Below are 3656 nucleotides of genomic sequence, written 5' to 3'. Positions count from 1 at the left end.
CTGTCGTCGAACCCCCGTCGTCGCCCGCGGGGCAGACGGGAGTTCGACGACGGGGTCCAGGCGGCTCCTCAGACCAGCGGCTTCACCGACATCAGCAGGTGGCGGTGGGTCGGCTGCGGGCCGTCGGTGAGCAGGGCCCGCTGGCCCGGGCCCAGGAGGTGGAAGTGGACCTTCTGGGCGTCCAGGGCGGTCAGGGCGTCCATGAGGTACCCGGGGTTGAAGGCCACCGTGAGGGTGTCCGGGCCCGTGAGGGTGGCCGGGAGGCGCTGGGAGGCCACGTCGTCCTCGTAGCCCGCCTGGAGATGGATCGACGTGGGGGTGAAGGTCAGCTGGACCGGGCTGTCGCCCTCCGCGACGACCGCGACCCGCTTCACCGCCTCGGTCAGCGGGGCCCGGTCGGTGGCGGCCAGGGCGTGGTCGCCGAGGGCGAAGAGCTTGTCGTGGCGGGGGAGACGGCCGTCCAGGAGGCGGGTGATGGTGCGCAGGCCGTCGCTCTCGAAGCCGATCGAGCCGCCGTCAAGGGCGAGCCGGGCCGGGCCCGCGCCCGCCAGGGAGCGGGCGATCTCGGTGAGGCGCCGGGCGGGGACGACCACGTCGGCCGGCTCGCCGCCTTCCGCCTCCGGCTTCCACTCCAGGGTGCGGACCGCGTAGCGGTAGCGGTCGGTGGCCGCGAGCGTCATCACCGTGCCGTCCAGGGCGAGCCGTATCCCAGTGAGGACCGGCAGCGAGTCGTCCCGGCCCGCCGCCACGGCCACCTGGCCGACCGCCGTGGCGAAGGCGTCCCCGTCCACCAGGCCGCGGACCTCGGGCAGCGCGGGCGGGGCCGGATAGTCGTCCAGGGGCAGGAGCGAGAGGCCGAACCGGGCCTCGCCCGAGGTGACCGAGAGCCGGGCGCCCTCCACGGCGAGCTCCGTGAGGCCCCGGGGGAGCACCTTGCAGATGTCGAGCAGTCGCCGGCCCAGGACCAGGGCCCGGCCCTCGACGTCCGTGTCGGCCTCGACCTCGATCCGGGCCGAGGCCTCGTGGTCGAGGCCGGAGACCCGCAGCCGGCCGTCCGCGGCCTCCAGGAGCAGACCGCCGAGGACGGGCATGGGGGAGCGGGCCGGCAGGACGCGCGCGGCCCAGGCCACGGCATCGGTCAACACGCCGCTGTCGATACGGAATTCCATACCGCCGACGCTAGACGCCACCACTGACAACGCCGTTGACCGGCGTGTTCGGTCGACCTTCGGCGAGGCCGGGCCGCAGCCGGGCCGCCGCCGTCGAGCACGGCGGGACCGTGCCGTGCGCTCCGGGGTGAGGTCGGCGCGGAGCACGGGAAGGGAATCGCTCCCCCGACCGTTGCAGTCACGGAACAGGTCGGCGACGTCCAGGGGGAGCAGCGCGATGAGCGACGGTCACGTCCAGGTACAGGTCCACGGCACGGTGGAGCCCGGATTCGAGTCCGTACGGGAGGAGTTCGCCACCGTCGTGGCGAACGAGGCACGCGACGGCGGAGCCCAGCTCGCCGTCCATCACCACGGGCGGCTGGTGGTGGACCTCTGGGGCGGCGACGGGGTCGACGGGGACTCGCTCCTCGGCCTCTACTCCTCCTCCAAGGGTGCGATGGCCCTGGTCACCGCCCTGCTCGTCCAGGACGGCGTGCTCGATCTCGACCGCGAAGTCGCCTCCTGGTGGCCCGAGTTCGCCGCCGAGGGCAAGGGGAGGCTGACCCTGCGGCAGCTGCTCGCCCACCGGTCCGGCGTGATCGGCGCCGACGGCGGCCTCAGCCCCGACGAACTCGCCGACGACCGGGCCGTCGCCGCACGGCTCGCGGGCCAGCGCCCCTTCTGGGAGCCCGGCACCGCCCACGGCTACCACGCCCTCGTGATCGGCCCCCTCGTCGGCGAGGTCGTCCTGCGGGCCACCGGCCGGACGATCCAGGAGCTGTTCGAGGAGCGGGTCCGCGCCCCGTACGCGCTCGACTACTACCTGGGCCTGCCCGAGGAGCTGGAGCCCCGCTTCCGTACGGCCCTGCCGATGCTGCCGACGCCCGCCGAGCAGGCCCTCCTCGCGGAGAACCCGATCGCCCCCGACAGCCTCATGGCCATCGCGTTCAACTTCCACGCGGACCCGCCGTTCGACATCGTCGGGTACGCCAACTCCCGTACGGTACGGGCCCGGGCGCCGATCTCCGGCGGCGGCGTCGGCTCCGCGCGCGGCCTCTCCCGGATGTACGCGGCGATCGCCGGCGAGCTCGACGGCCGCGCCCCGCTCCTGAAGCCGGACACCCTGGCCGAGGTCGCCCGGATCCACTCCTCCGGCCAGGACCTGGTGACCGGCTCGACGAACGCCTTCGGCCTCGGCTTCGTCCCGCTGGCCACCCGCCACCCGGTGCTCGGCCCGGGCGCCGTGGGCCACAGCGGCGCTCCCGGCTCCCAGGCCTTCGCCGACCCCGCCGCCGGCCTCGCCTACAGCTACGCCCGCCGCCGTTTCGCCTTCGCCGCAGGCCCCGGCGCCGCCGAGAACGACCGCCTGATCCCGGCGGTGGTCGCGGCGGCCGCGCGCCGGAACGAGATCTCCGGCGCGGCCGAAGGGGCCGTTTGACGGGAACGGCCTCGCGGGACGCTCAACCCCGCCCGACGCCGGGCGGCGCGCAACGCCGAGCGCCCGCCTTCCGCTGCTGCGGAGGGCGGGCGCGCTCGTGTGACTCGGGGCCGGGGCCGGCCCCGGGGCCAGGCCCAGGGCTCGGGATCAGGCGGCGTTCTTGATCGCCGAGATGTCGAAGTTCAGCTTGACCTTGTCGCTGACCATGACGCCGCCGGTCTCCAGGGCCGCGTTCCAGGTCAGACCCCAGTCGGAGCGCAGGATCTCGGCGGAGCCCTCGAAGCCGACGCGCTCGTTGCCGTACACGTCCGTCGCGGAGCCGTTGAACTCCAGGTCGATGGCGAGCGGCTTCGTGACGTCCTTGATGGTCAGGTCGCCGGTGATCCGGTACGTGTCGCCGCCCAGCTGCTGGGCGTGCAGGGAGCGGAACGTCATGAGCGGGAACTGCTCGGCGTCGAAGAAGTCGCCGCTGCGCAGGTGGCCGTCGCGGTCCGCGATGCCCGTGTCGATCGAGGCGATCCTGACGTCGATCGATGCGGTGGAGGCGTCCGGGTTCGTGCCGTCCAGCCTCAGGACGCCCTCGTGCTCGGCGAAGGTGCCGCGGACGTTGGTGACCATGGCGTGGCGGACGGTGAAACCGATGCTGCTGTGGGCCGGGTCGATGGTGTAGTCGCCGGTCAGGGCGGTCAGGGCCGGGTCGACCGGGAGGGTGGCGACGGCGGCGGCGGCGGCGGACTCGTTGCTCTTGCGGTTGAAGAAACCCATGACTGACTGCTCCTTGATCGGGATGTGTGTCGACCGATTCTTGTTGAACCTTCAACGAGAATGACTGTAGACGCATTCCGTTCAACTTTCAACATCTCTGGAAGATGTTCACACGAATGGCGCCGCCAGGCACCGACACCCTCTGGCGGACGCGCGTAGAACTGCGGCACCATCTCCCTGCGCGAAGCGCACCAGAGCACCAGAGCACCACCTGCACCACCGTCCCCACCGTCACGGTCACCAGCAGGAGGCAACCCCATGAAGCTCCGCTCCGTCCTCACCGCCCTCGCCCTCGTCCTCGGCGC

The 3656-nt window shown here is 72.9% G+C and carries 3 protein-coding genes; 1 reads left to right on the top strand and 2 read right to left on the bottom strand.

Annotation, left to right across the window (positions count from 1 at the left end):
• Window positions 1-68: 68 nt before the first annotated feature.
• Window positions 69-1169, bottom strand: a complete 1101-nt coding sequence (dnaN, locus tag AOK00_RS25375) for a DNA polymerase III subunit beta (protein WP_055602581.1) — start codon at window positions 1167-1169, stop codon at window positions 69-71.
• A 217-nt stretch (window positions 1170-1386) separates the two neighbouring features.
• Between dnaN and AOK00_RS25370 the strand changes: the two genes are divergently transcribed.
• Window positions 1387-2586: a serine hydrolase domain-containing protein gene (locus AOK00_RS25370; protein WP_055602580.1), complete on the top strand. Its 1200-nt coding sequence runs from the start codon at window positions 1387-1389 to the stop codon at window positions 2584-2586.
• Between the two features lie 147 nt (window positions 2587-2733).
• Here AOK00_RS25370 and AOK00_RS25365 read toward each other — a convergent pair whose 3' ends face one another.
• Entirely contained in the window at window positions 2734-3351 is a 618-nt protein-coding gene (locus AOK00_RS25365) for a YceI family protein (RefSeq protein ID WP_055602579.1), read from the bottom strand.
• Window positions 3352-3656: the final 305 nt, after the last annotated feature.

This window comes from Streptomyces aureus, from assembly GCF_001418135.1.
Classification (GTDB): domain Bacteria; phylum Actinomycetota; class Actinomycetes; order Streptomycetales; family Streptomycetaceae; genus Streptomyces; species Streptomyces aureus_A.
The sequence above is the reverse complement of the archived record's forward strand: the minus strand, read 5'-3'. Positions and strand labels throughout refer to the sequence as shown.

What these genes read in the sequence shown, in the direction of transcription:
- AOK00_RS25370 (WP_055602580.1), top strand. Translation starts at nt 1,387, where the DNA reads ATGAGCGACGGTCACGTCCAGGTACAGGTCCACGGCACGGTGGAGCCC.
- dnaN (WP_055602581.1), bottom strand. Translation starts at nt 1,169, where the DNA reads ATGGAATTCCGTATCGACAGCGGCGTGTTGACCGATGCCGTGGCCTGG.
- AOK00_RS25365 (WP_055602579.1), bottom strand. Translation starts at nt 3,351, where the DNA reads ATGGGTTTCTTCAACCGCAAGAGCAACGAGTCCGCCGCCGCCGCCGCC.